The organism is Halalkalibacterium halodurans (genome assembly GCF_005671335.1).
In the GTDB taxonomy this organism is placed as follows: domain Bacteria; phylum Bacillota; class Bacilli; order Bacillales; family Bacillaceae_D; genus Halalkalibacterium; species Halalkalibacterium halodurans.
This window is the reverse complement of the sequence record NZ_CP040441.1, coordinates 2285288-2304077: the sequence shown is the minus strand read 5'-3', so window position 1 is coordinate 2304077 and position 18790 is coordinate 2285288. Positions and strand designations below refer to the sequence as shown.

The following is an 18790-nucleotide window of genomic DNA, read 5'->3' as shown; positions in this document are numbered from 1 at the left end:
AGATGGCATTGATCCGACACGCACGTAAAGAAGATGCAGCAGGAATTGCTCGCGTCCATGTGGATAGCTGGCGGACAACATATGATGGAATCATTAAGCAACCCTTCTTAAAGAGCCTATCCTATGAAGAGAAGGAGAAAAGGTGGCAGGATTACTTTAGTCAACCACCAGAAAACACTGTTTTATATGTAGCCGAAAAGGATGATCAAATCGTTGGTTTTATTAGCGGTGGCCCAGTGAGAGATGGAGTTGAAGGGGCAGCAGGGGAGCTCTATGCAGTATACATTTTAGAAGAATACCAGCGGAGAGGCATCGGTCAACGGCTGCTGGCAGCATTAGTACAGGAACTAAAGGCTAGGAAGCTGAACAATCTCTTTGTATGGGTGTTAAAGGATAACCCATCTGCTAGCTTTTACCGAAAACTCGGGGCAAAAGAGTGGAAGGAAGCATCGTTTGAATTGGCTGGCCAATCGTTAGCGGAAATCGGTTTATTATGGGACGATCTTGAGGTGCTTAAAGAAAAGCTAGCCCTTTCCCTAAAATGACACTTGTAATTGTCAGGCGGACATTTTAAAATAATGGAATACACGAGAGTAGACAATTTTCAGAGAAGAGGAGAGATTCGGATGATTGATACGGGGCTTCGGATCGAACGATCAAGTAATCCAAAGCAAAAACCAGATCCAGAGCAGCTGAGTTTTGGAAAAGTATTTACCGATCACATGTTTGTGATGGATTATACAGAGGAAAAAGGGTGGCACGACCCAAGAATTGTCCCATACGGATCGATTACGCTTGATCCCGCCGCGATGGTGTTCCATTATGGACAAACGGTGTTTGAAGGGTTGAAAGCTTATCGTACAAACGATGATCGCATTTTGTTGTTTCGCCCAGAAAAAAACATCCAGCGTTTGAATCGCTCCTGTCATCGTATTAGCATCCCGCAAATTCCAGAAGAGGCAGCCATCGACTATTTAGTGAAGCTTCTCCAAGTTGATCGCGATTGGGTTCCGTCCGCTGAAGGTACCTCGCTTTATATTCGTCCGTTCGTCTTTGCGAATGAAATCAACTTATCAGCGGTTCCGTCAACCGAATACACCTTTATGATTATTTTGTCACCGGTTGGTTCCTATTATAAAGAAGGCATTCAACCTGTAAACATCTACGTAGAAGATGAGTTTACGAGAGCCGTGCGCGGAGGAACAGGAACGGCCAAGACCGGAGGAAATTATTCAGCTTCGTACATCGCTCAAGAAAAAGCGGCGGAAAAAGGATATGCACAAGTAATGTGGCTTGATGGGATTGAGAAAAAGTACATTGAAGAAGTTGGCAGCATGAACGTTTTCTTTAAAATTGATGGTGAAATTGTGACGCCAATTTTAAACGGAAGCATTTTAGAGGGTGTCACGCGTATGTCGATCATCGAACTGCTTCGTGATTGGGGCTATCCTGTTGCGGAACGTAAAATCTCGATGGAAGAATTGTTTGCAGCCTACGAAAAAGGGAAGCTTGAGGAAGCTTTTGGTACAGGAACCGCCGCTGTTGTTTCGCCGATTGGCCAGCTTAATTGGAAAGAGCATCAGATGGTGATTAATGATAAACGTATTGGCGAGTTATCGAAAAAGTTGTACGATACGTTGACAGGTATTCAACGCGGTCAGCTACCTGATCCGTTTAATTGGAACCGAGAAGTGAACGAATAGGAGTTTGATGATCTTGGTAAAAGCAATCATTTTTGACTTAGATGATACGTTGTTATGGGATAAAAAAAGTGTGAAAGAAGCGTTTGTTGCCACTTGTCAATACGCAGCGACCAAACGATCGCTCGATCCAGAAGCACTAGAGGAATCTGTTCGCGAGGTGGCACGAGAATTGTATGCCTCCTATGAGACGTATGAATTCACACAGATGATCGGGATCAACCCATTTGAAGGGTTATGGGGACAATTTTTAGATGACAATGATCATTTTCGAAAAATGAAAGAGATCGTTCCGACCTATCGCAAGGATGCGTGGACACAAGGATTGGCCAAGCTTGGAATCGAAGACCAAGCGCTTGGAGAAGAGCTGGCTGAACGTTTTCCTGAAGAACGAAAGAAACACCCCTTTGTTTTTGAGGAAACATTTCGTGTGTTAGATCAATTAAAGGGTAACTACCAATTGCTCCTTTTGACGAACGGATCACCTCATCTGCAGCAAACAAAGCTCGATATTACACCAGAACTCGTCCCTTATTTCGATCATATCGTCATTTCTGGCGGCTTTGGTCGCGGCAAACCGGACCCGTCGATTTTTGAGCATGCGTTGTCCTTGCTCTCCCTTACAAAAGATGAGGCAATCATGGTCGGTGATAACCTAATGACCGATATCCTCGGAGCGTCAAGAGTCGGGATAAAGTCTGTTTGGATCAATCGGGAACAAAAAGAGCAGGGTGAAGTCGAACCAACATATGAAATCGAACATTTAGAGCAATTATTGGACATATTAAAAAAACTGAACGTGCAAAACAACATGGCATAAGCTTTCGGACGATGGTCCGAAAGCTTTTATTTTTATGTATCAACAAATTGTTGACGAATCTCTTTTAAGGTGCGGATCTTCTTGATTTTCTCATGAATGGAACAGGGCCGACAAGAATACACTAAGGGCTGGATGATTGAAACAAGGAGGGCATTCATTACATGACAAGGCCAAGCGAAGAACGATACGGTTACAACGAATTAAAGCAAGTTGAGATGGCGATTAAAAGTGCAGAGCATATGGTCGGACAAGCGACAAGATCGATGGATGAAGGGCAATTACAAGCAGCAACCCAAGCATTAGAAGATGCAAAAAAACAATACTATGACGCCTTTTCCCATCAAACAGGAGTGGATCAAGCTTTTTTTGAATTTTCCAGCGAGCTCATTGATAAATTGTCTCATCAATTGGACGAGGCAAGAGATTAAAAGCATTAAATAATCCCGTACCACCCTTCACGTGTTACGGGATTATTCGCATTTATAAGAAATATATTATTTTTTCCGATTTGGGTGATCGGTGTTTGTAAACTCAGGATGATCAACATGTAAAAAAACTGTATCGGGATTAAAATCGATCGTCATTCCATCAAAATACCAAAAATCATCTTCGTTCACAAAAAACGTTACGCCGTCAATTATTTGTTTATACGATCGCTCATTTGGAACATCTTTCATCACACCGACGGAAAAGCCGCCTGAACCCACCCCGCCGACTCGTACATACAGACGTAAATGCTCTCCTTTTTTTAACGGAACTTCCTCGATGTAAAGTTTTGCTGCCTGCTCTGTAACGGTTAACTTCATTCAACGGCCTCCAATTTCAAAAATAGCTATCCTATATCTTACATGAAAATAATAGTCTCGTAAATTTTTGCAGTCAGCAGGAAATTCCTTTTCGTAAACCGAAATAAAGATATATGAAGTAATAAAGTAATGGACAACTTGGAAAGGTGGAAAACAATGTCACAATCTGTTCAACAGCTAGAGAAAGATTTTTTAAATCAGGTCAAAAAAATCGAGGACTATAAGCAAGCTCTCTCTTTGCTCGCTTGGGATTCTCGCACAGGAGCCCCGAAAAAAGGAATTGTGCAGCGATCGGAAGTTATCGGTACCCTCTCCTCTGAAGTGTTTCAAATGTCCACTTCTACAGAGATGGGCGAATACTTACACGCCTTGCAAGAGGAAGGCGTTCAAGCTGAACTTTCAGAGATTACGAGAAAAACCGTAGAAGAGTGTGCGAAAGAGTACGAACGAAACGTTAAAATCCCGAAAGAAGAATATAAAGAGTATGTTGTGCTTCAAAACCAATCAGAATCCATTTGGGAGGAAGCGAAGGAAAAAGCAGATTTCGAAACATTCCGTCCTAATTTGGAAAAGTTGGTTGAGTTTAAAAAGCGCTTTATTGGGTATTGGGGTTACGACAAACATCCGTACAATACGCTACTGGACGATTATGAGCCTGGCGTGTTCGTTGATACGATTGACGAAGTGTTCGGCACGCTTCGTGATCAATTAATTCCATTGGTGAAAGGCGTCACTGAATCAGCAACACAACCGGAGGCCGACGTTTTATTTGAACGATTTCCGAAAGCGAACCAACAGGCTTTGAGTGAAGCCGTTTTACGTGAGATAGGGTATGATTTTGAAGCTGGTCGACTCGATGAGACCGTTCATCCATTTGCGATTGGCATTAACCCGAATGATGTGCGGGTGACGACTAAATACAACGAACGTGATTTCCGAGTATCATTGTTTGGAACGATCCACGAAGGGGGTCACGCTCTCTATGAACAAAACATTTCAAAAGAGCTAATTGGCACACCCCTTTGCACAGGAACATCGATGGGAATACACGAATCACAATCCCTTTTTTGGGAAAAGTTTGTCGGTAAGCATTACGGATTTTGGCAACGGAACTATGAATTGTTGAAACAGCATGCTTCTGGTCAATTTGATAACGTATCTCTCGACGATTTCTATTTTGCTGTCAATCAAGCAAAGCCTTCGCTGATTCGGATTGAAGCAGACGAGTTAACGTACTGCTTACATATTATTTTGCGTTACGAGTTAGAGAAAGGGCTGTTTGAGAACTCCATCGAAGTGAAGGACCTACCTGGCCTTTGGAATGAAAAAATGGAAGAATATCTTGGTCTTCGTCCATCTCATGATGGGGAAGGGGTTTTACAAGATGTACACTGGTCTTTTGGGGCGTTTGGCTATTTTCCTTCCTATGCGCTAGGTTATATTTACTCAGCGCAATTGAAGGAAGCGATATTGAAAGACATCCCATCCTTCGATCGTCTCATTCAATCGGGAGATTACGCCCCGATTCGGGAATGGTTAACAAAGAAAGTCCATCAATATGGAAAAATGAAAAAGCCCACAGAGATCATTCAAGATATTACGGGTGGAGGTATTGATTCAGCACCACTTATTCAATACTTAAATGAAAAATATCGGCGGTTATATCATTTTTAGTGTAGATGAACACACGATCGTTTGAAAAATTTCATAGTGTATTGTATGAACTCCTTTGCGCTGGTCTAGACTACAATTACATCTGCCTAAGGAGGCATAGCATTGCGAGTTATTACATGTCACCCAAAGGAAGCACCGATCGTGGAGGAATTGCCGTTCGGAGTGAAGGATGTTTTACGTCATGTTGGTGAAGAAGCGATGTCTTTACGGTTTCACTATGAAGGGAAGCCTTACACGTTGATTTGCTCGAAGGAAGGTGTTCGTGTAAACCGACAAAAGGAAATCAAAGGATTGTACGGACGATTTCTCTTATGTGATCGAGCAGAGAATGATGAATGGCAAAGCTTAAATGAGCAAGAAGCCCACCAATTATGCGAGGTCCTAGCAACGAACGGATTTAGTCTTGACCAAATTGTTTATCATTAACGTGTAAGAACAAGGGTTGCTTATCTGACAGCAACTCTTGTTCTATTGTAGGTCTATAGAAAAGGTGAATCAGAGACGTTTTACTCGTGTACTAAAGAAAAGGAGAGTGGAGGGAACACGTTGGGAGGGGAGAGCGAATGGTGAAGAACTTCCATTGCTGCGCAACGTGCGTTCATTTCGAAGCAGAGAAAGTTAATAATGGAATGGTTTACCGATGCATTCGACTAGGTTATGAGACGAAGCCGGCGTATCAATTTTCTTGCTGGGAGCCGAAAGAAGCCGTCAAACGCTTAATGGGGAAGGAGCAAGCATGAACAAACCACCTGTGGTAAAAACAGGTGGTTTGTTTTTTACATGTTTCGATCGACATGAGGCTCACACCATTTAGGGTATAGCTTCATGTAGAAGAAAAGAGCACCCGCAAAGCAAAGGATCAAAAGAATCCCCATAAACCATAGACTTGATGATAACAGGCTAGGTGAATTCATAAACAGAACCGAGCGGAACCCTAACACTGAATAAGTCATTGGTAACCAGCCGTGCAACGTTTGAAGTGGGGATGCGAGCAACTCCACGGGAAAGCTACCAGCACTTCCACCAAGCTGAAGGATCAGCAGAATGATCGCAACAAACCGTCCAGGGTTATCAAGAACGCCGACAAGCAAAAAGATCAGCGTTAAAAAAGTGAGGCTCGTGAAAATGGTAAACGGAACGAACAGCAATGGATGTTTGACCTCTAATCCGATGCCAAAGAACAAGAACAGGAGAATGAGGACGGATTGTAACGTTCCGACGGTATAGATGACGCCGAGCTTTCCGATAAACCATTGACGCCCATTAGCATGCGGCGCAAGTGGCTCTCGGAACGGATAAATAATGGATAACGTGAGACCCCCAACATACAAACCAATTGATAAGAAATAAGGGGTAAGCCCCTCACCGTAGGAGTGTCCGTCTCCGGTATTTTTTGAATTTGAAACAATGGGATTGGCGACCATCTTTTCCTGTGAGGCATTTGGATCTACATCAAAAAGGACATCTTTTAATTTCTGTAAATTTACTTCCAGATTTCGAGCGCCGTCTTTTAAACTTCGCAACCCTTCTAATAACTCATGACTTCCATCTGAAGCCTCAGCTAGTTTTGTTGCTAAAAGGTGAGAACCGTCAGACAACTGTTTCAGTCCTTCATCCAGAGCCACTATCCCTTCATAAGCTTTATCTTGAGCCGTTAACACTTCAAGGTAGAGAGTCTCTCCGCGCTCTAACCCTTGCTCTACATGATAAAGTGATTCTAACAATTGCTCTTTTCCTTCACGGAAGGAATCCGTCTGGTCAGGAAGTGAACTCGGAAGGGTTTCTTGCATCGTTTGGAGCAATTGTTGAATATCAGCTAACGGCTTGAGCAGTTCATTCGTGGCGGTGACCAAGGTGTCATCTAGGTCTCCAGTGGTTTGCTGAAATTGTTGTACGTTTTCCTCAAGCTGCTCTAAAGTTGTTAAGATTTCTTGTTCGCTTTTATTTAATTGATTCATTGCATGTGGCAATTGCTCTTGGCTATCAACGGCGGCATGAAAGTCATCATTTAACTCGCTTAGCTTAGCCGTTGTTGATGCTAAATCGTCATACCATTGCACGAGATCATCGTTATCCTTCCAGCGTGGATCGACGTTTTCCATAATCCCAGGGAGCGTATCGACACTATGGGACAGGTGGGCGATCTCTTGCTCTGATGTCTCTAGTTGCTCATCGAATCGCTCAAGTGATTGTAAGGTCTCACTCATATTTGAACTAACCTGTTCAAAGCTTTGATTGATGCCATTTTCATCTGCTTGAAAGGAGGCTGTCATCCCTTCATTTGATTGCTGTAAATTCTCGATCATTTCTTGGATGTTTTGGATTTCTTGTTCTAATTGAGTGGCTGCTTTTTCTGCATCTGAAAGCTGTTGGTTGATGGCGGTCAACTTCTGATCAAGCTCATCAAACACATCTGCTGCCCGATCATATTTCTCACTTTCAAGCAACATGATTCCATTCCTCGTAAGTTCAAGAGCTTCACGAAACATGTTGTCGATGTCAAGGTCACTTGTTGTTTGCTCTAGGGCCTGTTGAAGCTGTTCGAACTGCGAACGAAATTGGCCGGTTCCCTCTTTTGCTTCATCTATTCCTTTTGCCAGAGATTCAGCTCCGTTCGTTAACTCCTGCAAGCCGTTGGCTAACGTTTCCATATGATTAGCTGCACGTTCGTTCCCATCTGCAAGTTCATCGGAGCCTTCATGGAGAGCAAGGACGGCACTTGTCAGCTCACTGAAGGCATCATTTGCAATTTCGATATACGTTAATGTCAACGTATCGGACAATTCTTTTTCCATTTCTTCAATTGCTTTTGTCGCAATTTGGGAAGATACATAATTGTAATCTTCATTGATTTCGTAAGAAATAACGGCCTGTACAGGTTCTTTTTCTTTTACAGAAACAAGGTTTTCAGAAAAGTCTTCCGGAATCTCGACATAGAAATAGTAAGAGAAGTCCTCCATACCTTGTTTCGCCTCTTGCTTTGTAACAAAATGGAAGTCAAGGGGCGGGTCTTTCTTTAACTCCTCCACAAAGTCGTCACCTGCTCGGATCATTTCCCCGTCCATTTCTGCGCCACGATCTTCATTGACGATCGCTACTGGAAGCTGGTCCATTTGTGAATATGGATCCCAAAAAGACCAAATAAGAAGACCGCCATAAAGGAGTGGCATGACCACGATTCCAATCAAGGCGATCGTCAATTTTTTATTGTTCCAAATCCCTTTCAGTTCTCCAATATATGGATTCATCGTTTCACCTCAACCATTCTAGCGTCTAAGCCTCGTCCTTTGTAATTCCGTGCATAAAATGAAGCTTAAAGATGTCAATCAATTCCTCTTTCTCTAACGGTGCATAATTCTCTTCAAATTCTGTAACGAGCGATAGGTAGGATTTGTACAAGAGAAATGCAGTTGCTTGCGGGTTTGGACAATGAATTTTACCGTTTCTCTCCGCCTTTATGAGCAGTTGTTTGACTAAATCAATCATGGCGTATTCGACCTGCTGCAACGCTTTGTTCGCACTTTCTGAACCTAGTACTCTTACTTCATCTGCCAGCTTCGCGACGAGTTGATGTTTTTCTTTGAACGTATGAAGTTCATCAAGTGCGGAAGTGATGTTTTCAAATCCATCCTGATCTTCTTTAATAGCCTCAGCAAAAACGGCTTTTAGCTCATCGATGACACGCTGAAGCACGGCATGAAATAAATCTTCTTTATTTTCGAATGCGGTATAAACCGTCCCTTTCCCTACATCTGCCATTTTTGCCACTTGGTCGATGGTCGTTCCTTTGTAGCCAAATAATGAAAATGAACGAGAGGCAGCTTCCAATATCTGATTTCGTTTGTTTTTAACCATCTTTATGCGCTCCTTTGCTTAAAAATGACCAAATGAACAAAATGGTCAATTCTCTTTACACATGATACAAAAAATGTTGACCTAATTCAACATTTGCCATCGAATGTTCACAATTTACTTTTTCATTAAACGGGAAGGATATTTGCCGGTTGATGGAGAATAGATTATGAATGAATATTCATTCAAAACATTGGAGGGAACTATATGAAAAATCAAACAATCATTGTCACGGGTGGCAGCAATGGAATGGGAAAGGCAATGGCGGCAAGGTTTGCTTCCCTAGGGGCAAATGTTGTGATCACAGGACGAGATCAAGAGCGTCTCGAAACGGCGAAAAGCGAAGTTGCACAAGATTCCGGACGAGTGTTGACCGTCCAAATGGATGTCAGGAATCCTGATGATGTGGAACGGATGGTGAAAGATACGCTCTCAGAGTTCGGAGCGATAGACGGACTTGTTAACAACGCAGCGGGTAATTTCTTATGCGCAGCTGAAGATTTGTCTCTGAATGGTTGGAAATCGGTTATTGATATCGTTCTCAATGGAACGTGGCATTGCACACAAGCGGTTGGGAAGGAGTGGATTAAGGACGGACGAAAAGGACATATCCTAAACATGGTCGCTACGTATGCGTGGACTGCAGGAGCAGGAGTTGTTCATTCGGCTAGCGCTAAGGCGGGAGTATTAGCAATGACTCGCACGCTTGCCGTAGAATGGGGAACAAAGTACGGCATTCGGTTGAATGCGATTGCTCCAGGACCAATTGAAGGAACAGGGGGGGCTGAGAAGCTAATCCTAAACGAGACATTTCAGAAGGCAGTTTTGCAGACGGTTCCTTTGAAACGATTTGGTACATTAGAGGAAATCGCAGGTCTTGCAGCTTATCTTTTCTCTGAAGAAGCTACCTATATGAATGGAGAATGCATTAGCCTTGACGGCGGTCAATGGCTGCGCGGAACCCTTTTCCCGTTTTCTTAAAGAAAGCGTTGACAAAGAAAATGTAAGCGGTTAAACTTTGTAATGAACCATACTTAGCTTCATGAAAAGCCATACAAGTAACACCTCTATTTTTTCAATTGACCAGCTTATCTTGCTGGTCTCTTTTTCTTTCGCTAGACATCCAGCATGTTTTCAGCGACAATTGTCATAGGATGGTATTAACTTGAAGAGAAGGAGGTTGACTCATGGAATTTGAAGCCGTAACATTTGCGACGAAGAAGCTTGATTCAGTAAAATCGTTTTACAAAGAAACATTGGGATTGCGGGTTACCCATGAAACAACCTCTCAGGTTACAATCCTTGTAGGTAGCACACTTGTAACGTTTGAACAATTTGAAGATGATGGTGAGCCGTTTTATCATTATGCGATCAACATTCCGAGCAATAAGTTGCAAGAGGCGAAAATGTGGCTGGAAAAACGAGTAACTTTGTTGCAGCATGAAGGAAAGAACGTTGTCCCATTTCCGCGTTGGAACGCGGAAGCCCTCTATTTTGAAGACCCTGCAGGCAATATCGTTGAATGGATTGCTCGCCATAATTTGAATCAAACAACATCCGAGCCTTTCGTGCCATCGGAGCAGCTTCTTTATGTAAGCGAAGTAGGTATAGTCACAGCAGATCTAGGTGAACAAACGAAGCTATTTGAATCCCTTGGCTATCCGGTTTGGGACCAAGGAACCGAACATTTTCGTGCCATCGGTGATGAACACGGACTTTTTATAACCGTGACAAAAGATAGACAATGGTTTATGTCTGAGCGCGTTTCGGATTTTTTTCCATTAGAAGTGATGACAAAATCGAATGGGAAGCTTTATTTTTACTAATGCTGAAAAGAGAAAAGGAGTTGATGCGATCATGATCACAAATCCAAGCGATGAAAAAATCAAACAAATTCTCCAAGAGGCAAAACGGATTGCGGTTGTTGGCTTATCTGGAAACCCTGACCGAACGTCATACATGGTCTCTGCTGCTATGCAACACGCCGGCTATGAGATCATACCAGTCAATCCGACCGTCGATGAAGTGTTAGGGGAAAAAGCAGTACCTTCTTTGCAAGATATTGAAGGAGCTGTGGACATCGTCAATGTGTTCAGACGGAGCGAACACTTACCGGACGTAGCGAGAGAAACGGTTGAGATTGGTGCACCAGTCTTTTGGGCACAGTTAGGTCTGGAAAACAAAGAAGCTTACGACTATTTACAACAGCACGGAGTAACGTCTATTATGAATCGTTGCATCAAAGTGGAGCACGCTAAATTCAAAGCATGAGAGAACAGCCCCGAGTCATGGCACTTGGGGCTGTTTCGTATCGTGAATCATGTAGTTATTACTTGTTACTAATGTGAGGTTCTTTTATATTCCTTTGACAAAGTGGCGATCGATCGTTAAAAATAGAGGAAATTGCACCGATGATAGAGAAGGATCTAGAAAAAGGTTGCGATTACCGAAAGAAACAGTACAATGGAAGAGCATAAAGGAAAAATGCAGTCCGAACATGCGTTTGTATGATATGATAAAAGAGAGAAAATGAGCGGACGGAAAAGTGAAAGGAGTACCAGATTTGGCACAAAGACAGGATTTCGTCTATAACGATGATGCAATTCAAGTATTAGAAGGACTGGAAGCTGTTCGCAAGCGTCCAGGAATGTATATAGGTAGTACAGATAGCCGTGGCCTCCACCACCTTGTTTACGAAATTGTCGACAATGCGGTCGATGAAGCGTTGGCTGGCTACGGATCGAATATAAATGTGACGATACATAAAGACCAGAGCGTATCGGTGCGAGATGAAGGACGTGGCATGCCGACGGGAATGCACAAGTTAGGCAAGCCCACCCCAGAGGTCATCTTAACTGTGCTCCATGCAGGAGGAAAATTCGGACAAGGCGGTTATGCCACAAGTGGAGGGCTTCACGGCGTTGGGGCTTCTGTTGTAAACGCCTTATCCGAATGGCTCATTGTTGAGATTAAGCGTGATGGTTGGGTATATGAACAGCGGTTTGAGAATGGGGGAAAGCCGTCAACAACCCTAGAAAAGAAAGGGAAAACTCGCCAAACAGGTACGACGATCCATTTCAAGCCAGATCCTACGGTATTTAGCACGACGAATTTCAATGTGGAAACACTTTCAGAAAGACTTCGCGAAGCGGCCTTTTTATTAAAAGGACTTAAGATTGAACTTGTGGATCTTCGAGACGATACGAAGGAAGTTTTCCATTATGAAGATGGCATTAAAGCGTTCGTTGAATATTTAAATGAGGATAAAGAAACGCTTCATCCAGTCGTTTTTTTTAATGGTGAGAGCAATGGGATTGAGATTGAGTTTGCCTTTCAGTTCAACGACGGCTATACCGAGAATGTTCTTTCGTTTGTAAACAACGTGCGGACAAAGGATGGGGGAACCCACGAGCTTGGCGCAAAGACCGCGATGACTCGTGCTGTGAATGAGTATGCTCGAAAAGCGAAGCTACTCAAAGAAAAGGATAAAAATCTAGATGGATCGGATATTCGCGAAGGATTTACCGCTCTTATTTCTGTTCGTGTTCCTGAGGAGAAGTTACAATTTGAAGGCCAAACGAAAGGAAAGCTCGGGACACCTGAGGCTCGTTCTGCCGTTGACAGCCTAGTTTCTGAAAAGCTCAGCTTCTTCTTTGAAGAAAACCCTGAAATGAGTTCGATGCTCATTCGCAAGGCGATTAAGGCAGCACAAGCGCGGGAAGCGGCACGGAAAGCCCGGGAGGAAGCGCGCAGCGGAAAGAAAAATAGACGGAGAGATGTGCTTTTAAGTGGGAAACTAACCCCAGCCCAATCGAAAAATCCGCAGCGTAATGAGCTTTACTTAGTGGAGGGTGACTCTGCAGGAGGCTCGGCAAAGCAAGGGCGGGACCGGAAATTCCAAGCCGTTCTTCCGCTCCGTGGAAAGGTCATTAATACGGAAAAAGCAAAAATCGACGACATTATGAAGAACGAAGAAATCCGCACCATTATTCATACGATCGGTGCAGGCGTAGGTGCCGATTTCACCCTCGACGATGTCAATTATGACAAAGTCGTCATTATGACTGATGCTGACACTGATGGTGCGCACATCCAAGTGTTGCTGTTGACGTTTTTTTATCGTTACATGCGCCCGCTCGTGGAAGCAGGCAAGGTCTATATTGCCTTACCTCCCCTTTACAAAGTAAGCAAAGGGTCAGGAGCAAAAGAAGTGGTAGAGTATGCATGGGACGAGGATGGTCTTAAAAAAGCGATCAAAAAGGTTGGACGAGGGTATACGATTCAGCGCTATAAAGGACTTGGGGAGATGAATGCAACCCAGCTTTGGGAGACGACAATGGATCCTGAAACGCGGACGCTGATTCGCGTTCGGATTGATGATGCAGCTCGTGCGGAAAAGCGTGTATCCACGCTCATGGGTGACAAAGTAGAACCGCGGCGTAAGTGGATCGAATCACATGTTGCGTTTGGCTTGGAAGAGGAAACAAACATCTTAGAAAACGAAAACCTAGCAGTAGTTGAGGAGGAATAAGGGTGGCACAAACAGAGCGTTATTTAGACCTCCCATTAGAAGAAGTGATCGGTGACCGTTTTGGTCGCTACTCAAAATATATTATTCAAGAGCGGGCGTTGCCTGATGCAAGGGATGGCCTGAAACCAGTACAGCGACGAATTTTATACGCTATGTACAGGGACGGCAATACGGCGGATAAACCGTTTCGAAAATCAGCAAAAACCGTGGGGAATGTGATCGGGAATTATCACCCACACGGTGATTCGTCCGTCTACGATGCGATGATCCGTATGAGCCAGGAATGGAAAGTGCGTAACATTCTTGTTGATATGCACGGGAATAACGGCTCGATTGACGGCGATCCACCAGCGGCGATGCGTTATACGGAAGCGCGACTGTCAAAAATAGCGGCAGAGCTTTTACGTGACATTGATAAAGAAACAGTGGATTACATCCCGAACTTTGATGATTCTGAACAAGAACCGGTCGTATTACCAGCTAAATTTCCGAATTTGCTCGTCAACGGCTCAACGGGAATTTCTTCTGGATATGCAACCGACATCCCACCTCATCATCTCGGGGAAGTGATCGATGGGGTCATTATGCAAATGGAGAATCCAAACGTTACTTTAGATGAGCTGATGCAGGTCATAAAAGGGCCAGACTTTCCGACAGGTGGAATCGTGCAAGGAATCGAAGGAATCCGCCAAGCTTACAGCACGGGAAAAGGGAAAGTAGTCGTACGTGGAAAAGCTGAAATTGAGGATCTACGTGGTGGTAAACAGCAAATTGTCATTACGGAAATCCCATATGAGGTCGTCAAGGCGAACCTCGTAAAAAAAATGGATGAAATTCGCTTTGACAAAAAGGTGGACGGGATTGCGGAGGTTCGTGATGACACGGACCGTACTGGATTGCGCATTGTCGTTGAGCTTAAAAAAGACGCCGATGCCAACGGGATTTTGCAGTATTTGTTCAAAAACACCGATTTGCAAATTACATATAACTTTAACATGGTGGCCATTCACAACAAGACGCCTCGATTAATGGGATTAAAAAGCTTAATCCAAGCCTACATCGATCACCAAAAAGATGTCATTATCCGACGGGCGACGTATGACTTGCAAAAAGCAAAGGATCGTCAGCACATCGTACAAGGGCTCATGAAGGCGATCTCGATCTTAGATGATGTCATTCAAACGATTCGAGCATCTAAAGATAAAAAGAACGCTAAGGATAATTTGATCGCCCAATTTGACTTTACGGAAGCTCAGGCAGAGGCGATTGTCACCTTGCAGCTATATCGTTTGACGAATACAGACATTACTACGCTGGAAGAAGAGGCTGCGGAACTTGAGCGGCGTATTCACGAATTAGAAGCGATTTTAGCCAGTGAAAAAAAGCTCATCGGGGTCGTTAAAAAGGAACTATTGGCCATTAAAAAACAGTTTGCTGATGAGCGCCGGACGATCATTAAAAAGGAGATCGAGGAGATCAAAATTACAATGGACGTCCTCGTCGCATCAGAAGATGTGATGGTGACGGTGACGAAGGAAGGATATGTGAAGCGAACAAGCCTAAGATCGTACGCAGCCTCAAACGGGGAACTCCCAGGTATGAAAGAAGGCGACTATTTATTAGGCCGTTATGAAATGAACACACAAGATACTCTCTTGTTGTTTACGAAAAAGGGGAACTACTTGTATTTACCAGTTCACCAGCTACCTGATATTCGCTGGAAAGATAACGGTCAACATGTGGCCAACCTAGTCACGGTCGATAAGGATGATGACATTTTAACAACACTTGCCGTGAAAGAGTTTTCGGAGGAGGAGTCGCTCCTATTTATCACAAGACAAGGGATGGCTAAACGTTCTCAGCTTTCACTCTACAAAGCGCAGCGTTTCTCCAAGCCTTTGATGGCACTTAAGCTTAAAGACGACGATGAAGTCGTATCTGTTATGCGTACATCTGGAAATGAAGAAGTGTTTATCGCGACAAGCTTTGGTTACGGTCTTTGGTTTAGCGAAAACGAAATTAGTCAAGTAGGGCAACGAGCCGCTGGTGTAAAAGGAATCAATTTAAAAAACGATGATGTGGTAGTCGATGCGACCACCTTTACTCTCAATGACCGAGTTGAATTTCTCGTCGTCACTCATCGCGGAGGAGTCAAGCGCATTTCCATTACTGAATTTGACAAATCAACGCGGGCTAAACGGGGGCTCGTAATGCTCCGTGAATTAAAGAAAAATCCTCACCACATTGTAGCCTGCAAACGCATATCCGATGGTTCAGATACGTTCTTCATCAAAACGGAGGACGGAACTATCGTCACTGTTGATCCTTCCTCTTTTAGACGAAGTGATCGTTATAGCAACGGGTCCTTTGTCTTAGATCAAGACAAAACGGGAGTAGTCACTAACGTTTGGAAAGAGGTTTCATTGATTGATGATAAAGAGGGCGAATCATAACCGCCCTCGTTTTTTCATGTTTCATCATTGAGAAACGGTCATAAGGCAAGGCCCTAGAGGTTCCGACTATTGACTTTTAAATGATGACACGGTGAGGCGGATAAAAGGGAGAAGGGTTATGGTGACATGTAGCTTCTCTCTACAGTAGGAGTTGAACATCATGACAGGACCAACACATATTATCGGCGGATTTACAGCTGCTGCAGCGATGGCCTATTTTAATGCTATAAGTGTAGAGCAACCGATCATTTATTATAGCGCGGCTCTTTTTGGCGCGCTTATTCCTGACATTTGTCACCCGAGATCGATGGTTGGCCGCGCATTACCAGTTGTTTCAACAGTGCTTTTACGAACATTTGGTCACCGTTCGTTCACCCACAGTCTCCTCTTTTTACTAGGAATCTACTGGCTATTGAACTGGCTACCAGTCTATTCAACCGACATCACACTCGGACTATTAAGTGGGGTCGTTAGCCATTTTATTCTCGATGCGATGACATCTCAGGGGATTCGTTTATTTTATCCTTTAAAAACGAGGGTTCGCTTTCCTTTTACTACAAAAACAGGTTCATTATTAGGCGAGCGGTTCGTCGCGTTCATGCTGATCGGTGCGACGGTTTATTTTTTTACGTTCGGTTAAGTGCTTTTTTATTGTGCTATAATGGGGCTAGCGCCATAAGGGGGAAGGTTATATGGTTAAATCCGTCGATCGAGCATTAACGATCATTTCGCTTGTGAGCGAACATAAACAAGGACTAGGGGTTACCGATGTGGCAGCCAAGCTATCACTCACAAAAAGCTCAGCCTATAAGCTTTTGGCTACACTTGTGGAACACGGATTTATTGAGCAAGATGAAGAAACAAAAAAATACCGTCTAGGTTACCGATATTTAGAGTTAAGCGCAACCTTGTTAGAATCGATCGACATTCGCCGACAAGCGCGGCCATTTTTAGAACAGCTTGAGGCAACAACAAATGAGGTCGTCCATCTCGTTTTATATGATCAAGGGGAGATGATTTACATTGACAAACTGGAAGGGACAAAGACACTTCGAACCCATTCAAAAATTGGCCGGAGAGCACCGATTCATTGCACGAGTGTCGGCAAAGTAATTATGGCTTATTTACCAGAAAAGGTGCAAATTAGTTTAATTGAACGCTATGGGTTGCCACCTCATACGGAGCGGACGATCACCGATAAAGAAACGTTTATGAAGGAATTAGAGAAAATACGCTTAGAAGGCTACGGGTATGAAATGGAAGAAAACGAGCCAGGAATTACGTGCATTGCAGCTCCAATTTTCGACTATCAAGGGGCTATAACGGCTGCTGTTAGTATTTCTGGCCCATCTATTCGCCTATCGAAAGAGCGCTTGCATGAGTTACGACCATTGATCATAGCTATTGGTAAGAAGATATCCCAGCGTTTAGGCTATCAAGACATTTAAATAGAGATGTTTTCGAAAAAATCTCACAATTCTATTGAAAAACAGGAAAACAGATGGTTTAATGGAATTAACGAGATAAGATCTGCATCAAAGAAAAATCGCTTGAAAAAGCGTTTTCTTTTCACTCATTACAGGAAACTAAGTTTCTTATTAAGAAACTTAGTTAGGGGAGGATGAGATGATCGTCTCTAATGCGCACGCCAAACTTGTCAAACAATTAAATAATAGCCAAGTTGTACAACGTGACCGAATGAACGATCCCTATGGAAATACAGGTTTACTAGAAATTATCCCAACAACGGAGAGAGAGCTAGCCGATGTTCTGACACTTGCAAGTGAAGAGGAGCATCTTGTAACGGTTGAAGGAGCTGGAACGAAGCGGGGGTTTGCTGGGACATTATTAGAAACGGAATGGGTCGTATCACTTCAACAGTTTACAGGCATCGTAGACCACTCGATAGGAGACATGACGGTGACTGTGAAAGCTGGAACGCCTCTACGAAAACTTCAAAAAGAGCTTGCCATTTTTAAGCAGGCGCTCCCATTCGACATGCCCTGTGATGAAGCTGCAACGATTGGGGGCATGATTGCCACAAATGAAAGCGGACCTAAACGCCTCCGTCATGGAGCAGCTAGGGATCATGTCATCGGCTTACGGGTCGTCTATCCTGATGGTCGCATCATTCGTACTGGTGGAAAAGTTGTCAAAAATGTGGCTGGCTACGATATGAATAAGTTGTTTATTGGTTCGATGGGAACATTGGGTGTCATGACAGAGGTGACCTTAAAGCTACGCCCGCTTCCAAAGGATGAGCGAGTAATCATTGCCTTTTTCAACGAAAACCAACTGACACTGATCGAAGATGTTGTCGCCAGTTTACTTGATTCCTATATGGAGCCGGTTGCACTTGAAATCATGAATTCGACATGGACGGAAGCAGTCACAGGGGAGGTGGCGTTAGGCCTTCTGATTAGCTTTGAAGATATACCGTCCTCGGTTCACTATCAAGAACAATACGTCTTATCACAATTGCCAAAGGGAACGAACGCTGCCATCTTTCAGCGAGAAGATGCCAATAGATTCTGGGATCAATGGCGAAAAAGGGAGTCAAGTCAAACATTGGATCAATCCAACCAACAGACAGCAGTTAAGCTCAAAGTAGCAGTCAAAAATTTCGATCTTTTTTCGGTGCTGCAAGAATGTAAGCGATTAACAGTCCTATATCATGTTTCTACCTCTTTTCATGGCGGTGTGGGGCATGGTCTCGGTGTGATCATCTTAACAGGAGACGAACAAGACATTTGTCTAGCGATCGCGGATTTGCGTCAAGTTATTGCAGGTGCCTCTGGACATCTCGTTCTCACACATGCTCCTCTTACGATTCGACAAACTGTCGATGTATGGGGAGAACCACCTGCTTACATGGAACTGTTACAAGGGATTAAACAGGCTATCGATCCACAGCGAATACTCAATCGAACTCGCTTTGTAGGGGGGATTTAATC

At 43.7% G+C, this 18790-nt stretch carries 18 protein-coding genes; 15 read left to right on the top strand and 3 right to left on the bottom strand.

Annotated elements, in window-relative coordinates; all coding sequences use genetic code 11:
- The first annotated feature begins 2 nt into the window (after positions 1-2).
- From FED51_RS11110 to FED51_RS11095, 4 genes are all read left to right on the top strand, one after another.
- Complete coding sequence (locus tag FED51_RS11110) at positions 3-545, top strand: GNAT family N-acetyltransferase (protein ID WP_053431083.1); 543 nt, start codon at positions 3-5, stop codon at positions 543-545.
- A gap of 81 nt (positions 546-626) precedes the next feature.
- Positions 627-1703 carry a branched-chain amino acid aminotransferase gene (locus tag FED51_RS11105; RefSeq protein ID WP_010898313.1) on the top strand — a complete coding sequence of 359 codons (1077 nt, stop codon included), beginning with the start codon at positions 627-629 and terminating at the stop codon, positions 1701-1703.
- A gap of 13 nt (positions 1704-1716) precedes the next feature.
- The gene (locus FED51_RS11100; RefSeq protein ID WP_053431084.1) at positions 1717-2520 is read left to right on the top strand and encodes an HAD family hydrolase; all 804 of its coding nucleotides are present in this window, start codon (positions 1717-1719) and stop codon (positions 2518-2520) included.
- A 161-nt stretch (positions 2521-2681) separates the two neighbouring features.
- Positions 2682-2948 (top strand): DUF2564 family protein, encoded by a 267-nt coding sequence (locus FED51_RS11095; RefSeq protein WP_053431085.1) that lies wholly within the window; start codon positions 2682-2684, stop codon positions 2946-2948.
- Between the two features lie 66 nt (positions 2949-3014).
- Here FED51_RS11095 and FED51_RS11090 read toward each other — a convergent pair whose 3' ends face one another.
- The gene (locus FED51_RS11090; RefSeq protein ID WP_053431086.1) at positions 3015-3326 is read right to left on the bottom strand and encodes an iron-sulfur cluster biosynthesis family protein; all 312 of its coding nucleotides are present in this window, start codon (positions 3324-3326) and stop codon (positions 3015-3017) included.
- Positions 3327-3482: 156 nt separating this feature from the next.
- On the opposite strand from FED51_RS11090, the gene FED51_RS11085 reads away from it, so the two are divergent.
- From FED51_RS11085 to FED51_RS21135, 3 genes are all read left to right on the top strand, one after another.
- Positions 3483-5000 (top strand): carboxypeptidase M32, encoded by a 1518-nt coding sequence (locus tag FED51_RS11085; RefSeq protein ID WP_053431087.1) that lies wholly within the window; start codon positions 3483-3485, stop codon positions 4998-5000.
- Between the two features lie 102 nt (positions 5001-5102).
- Positions 5103-5426, top strand: a complete 324-nt coding sequence (locus FED51_RS11080; RefSeq protein ID WP_010898305.1) for a hypothetical protein — start codon at positions 5103-5105, stop codon at positions 5424-5426.
- Between the two features lie 137 nt (positions 5427-5563).
- On the top strand, positions 5564-5740 hold the full coding sequence (locus FED51_RS21135; protein WP_166740080.1) for a hypothetical protein: 177 nt from the start codon (positions 5564-5566) through the stop codon (positions 5738-5740).
- Between the two features lie 36 nt (positions 5741-5776).
- Here the strand turns inward: FED51_RS21135 and FED51_RS11075 are convergent, their stop codons facing one another.
- Together FED51_RS11075 and FED51_RS11070 are read right to left on the bottom strand one after the other, a co-directional pair.
- Entirely contained in the window at positions 5777-8248 is a 2472-nt protein-coding gene (locus FED51_RS11075) for a YhgE/Pip domain-containing protein (protein WP_053431088.1), read from the bottom strand.
- 25 nt (positions 8249-8273) lie between these two features.
- On the bottom strand, positions 8274-8855 hold the full coding sequence (locus FED51_RS11070; protein ID WP_053431089.1) for a TetR/AcrR family transcriptional regulator: 582 nt from the start codon (positions 8853-8855) through the stop codon (positions 8274-8276).
- Between the two features lie 204 nt (positions 8856-9059).
- Here FED51_RS11070 and fadH point away from each other — a divergent pair, with 204 nt between their 5' ends.
- The 8 genes from fadH (at position 9060) to FED51_RS11030 (ending at position 18788) form a co-directional block, all read left to right on the top strand.
- Positions 9060-9833 carry a 2,4-dienoyl-CoA reductase gene (fadH, locus tag FED51_RS11065; RefSeq protein WP_010898301.1) on the top strand — a complete coding sequence of 258 codons (774 nt, stop codon included), beginning with the start codon at positions 9060-9062 and terminating at the stop codon, positions 9831-9833.
- A gap of 206 nt (positions 9834-10039) precedes the next feature.
- Positions 10040-10678 carry a VOC family protein gene (locus FED51_RS11060; RefSeq protein WP_053431090.1) on the top strand — a complete coding sequence of 213 codons (639 nt, stop codon included), beginning with the start codon at positions 10040-10042 and terminating at the stop codon, positions 10676-10678.
- A 28-nt stretch (positions 10679-10706) separates the two neighbouring features.
- On the top strand, positions 10707-11123 hold the full coding sequence (locus FED51_RS11055; protein ID WP_041821571.1) for a CoA-binding protein: 417 nt from the start codon (positions 10707-10709) through the stop codon (positions 11121-11123).
- Positions 11124-11415: 292 nt separating this feature from the next.
- A complete protein-coding gene (gene parE, locus FED51_RS11050) occupies positions 11416-13383 on the top strand; it encodes a DNA topoisomerase IV subunit B (protein ID WP_010898297.1) in 1968 nt (655 codons plus the stop codon).
- Between the two features lie 2 nt (positions 13384-13385).
- Positions 13386-15836, top strand: coding sequence for a DNA topoisomerase IV subunit A (gene parC, locus FED51_RS11045; protein WP_053431091.1), 2451 nt, complete (start codon positions 13386-13388; stop codon positions 15834-15836).
- 160 nt (positions 15837-15996) lie between these two features.
- On the top strand, positions 15997-16476 hold the full coding sequence (locus FED51_RS11040) for a metal-dependent hydrolase (protein WP_053431092.1): 480 nt from the start codon (positions 15997-15999) through the stop codon (positions 16474-16476).
- A gap of 52 nt (positions 16477-16528) precedes the next feature.
- Positions 16529-17284 (top strand): IclR family transcriptional regulator, encoded by a 756-nt coding sequence (locus FED51_RS11035; RefSeq protein ID WP_053431093.1) that lies wholly within the window; start codon positions 16529-16531, stop codon positions 17282-17284.
- Positions 17285-17462: 178 nt separating this feature from the next.
- Positions 17463-18788 (top strand): FAD-binding oxidoreductase, encoded by a 1326-nt coding sequence (locus FED51_RS11030; RefSeq protein ID WP_053431094.1) that lies wholly within the window; start codon positions 17463-17465, stop codon positions 18786-18788.
- Positions 18789-18790: the final 2 nt, after the last annotated feature.

Bases quoted from the DNA above. Each gene is read 5' to 3' on its own strand.
- FED51_RS11110 (WP_053431083.1), top strand. From the start codon at position 3: ATGGCATTGATCCGACACGCACGTAAAGAAGATGCAGCAGGAATTGCT.
- FED51_RS11105 (WP_010898313.1), top strand. From the start codon at position 627: ATGATTGATACGGGGCTTCGGATCGAACGATCAAGTAATCCAAAGCAA.
- FED51_RS11095 (WP_053431085.1), top strand. From the start codon at position 2,682: ATGACAAGGCCAAGCGAAGAACGATACGGTTACAACGAATTAAAGCAA.
- FED51_RS11090 (WP_053431086.1), bottom strand. From the start codon at position 3,326: ATGAAGTTAACCGTTACAGAGCAGGCAGCAAAACTTTACATCGAGGAA.
- FED51_RS11085 (WP_053431087.1), top strand. From the start codon at position 3,483: ATGTCACAATCTGTTCAACAGCTAGAGAAAGATTTTTTAAATCAGGTC.
- FED51_RS21135 (WP_166740080.1), top strand. From the start codon at position 5,564: ATGGTGAAGAACTTCCATTGCTGCGCAACGTGCGTTCATTTCGAAGCA.
- FED51_RS11075 (WP_053431088.1), bottom strand. From the start codon at position 8,248: ATGAATCCATATATTGGAGAACTGAAAGGGATTTGGAACAATAAAAAA.
- FED51_RS11070 (WP_053431089.1), bottom strand. From the start codon at position 8,855: ATGGTTAAAAACAAACGAAATCAGATATTGGAAGCTGCCTCTCGTTCA.
- fadH (WP_010898301.1), top strand. From the start codon at position 9,060: ATGAAAAATCAAACAATCATTGTCACGGGTGGCAGCAATGGAATGGGA.
- FED51_RS11060 (WP_053431090.1), top strand. From the start codon at position 10,040: ATGGAATTTGAAGCCGTAACATTTGCGACGAAGAAGCTTGATTCAGTA.
- FED51_RS11040 (WP_053431092.1), top strand. From the start codon at position 15,997: ATGACAGGACCAACACATATTATCGGCGGATTTACAGCTGCTGCAGCG.
- FED51_RS11035 (WP_053431093.1), top strand. From the start codon at position 16,529: ATGGTTAAATCCGTCGATCGAGCATTAACGATCATTTCGCTTGTGAGC.
- FED51_RS11030 (WP_053431094.1), top strand. From the start codon at position 17,463: ATGATCGTCTCTAATGCGCACGCCAAACTTGTCAAACAATTAAATAAT.